This window comes from Rugamonas fusca (assembly GCF_014042365.1).
Lineage (GTDB): Bacteria > Pseudomonadota > Gammaproteobacteria > Burkholderiales > Burkholderiaceae_D > Rugamonas > Rugamonas fusca.
The window spans coordinates 1-775 of the sequence record NZ_JACEZS010000064.1; the positions used below are offsets into that span (position 1 = coordinate 1).

The window sequence follows — 775 nt, forward strand, 5'->3', positions numbered from 1 at the left end:
CCTATTTCATTTATTTCTTGTGAACATTTGATATTTTAAGTATCGCGGAGACTAGCTCCGCGTGCACTTCCATCAAACGTCCACACTTATCGACTGTGAATTGTTAAAGAACTTTATTCGGTACTGCCTGCGGCGTTGTTGACAAAGCGTTTTGTTTGTCAGCCGCGAAGAAGAAAGAGTATGAAGCGTTTAGATCGTTTCGTCAACCCCTTCTTCTATCCCGCTCAACTCGCACTACACGCGCCGTTTTGCGGGGAGGCGAACTATAGCAAACCAGCCACTCCTTTGGCAAGGATTATCTGCATGCCGCCAATTTTTCCAAGATCAGCTCCCGATGGGCAAGTGCAAACTCAACGAACGCTGGCTTCTTCACGGCCATGCGTACCGGCCAGGGCAAGAACTCATAACAATAGCTGGCTACGCTACGCACGGCCTCATCGCTCTTCAAGGCGCCTGCCAAGTCGCCCGACGTACTGGCCAGGCGCTCAAGAATGGTTGCCCGATGCTGTTCAAGTATGGCATTGAGCGGAACCCTCAAAATTCCTTCCTGCCTGGCTGACTCGGTGAGCGGATTCATGGCGCGTCCTTTTCGGTAGTCGGACGTGGATGGTATAGCACCACTGGGCAGGGGGTAATGCGCAGGAACAAACGGACGAAAAAAAACCCCGCCGACACATGTCAGCGGGGTTTTTTCATAATAACTAGCTTGACGATAACCTACTTTCACACTGGTTGCAGCACTATCATCGGCGCAGAGTTGTTTCACGGTCCTGTT

The 775-nt window shown here is 51.0% G+C and carries 1 protein-coding gene; it reads right to left on the reverse strand.

The window, feature by feature from the left end:
• Positions 1–295: 295 nt before the first annotated feature.
• Positions 296–775 (reverse strand): hypothetical protein (locus H3H36_RS26770; RefSeq protein ID WP_220459868.1); only part of this gene is annotated, 480 nt, incomplete at its 5' end.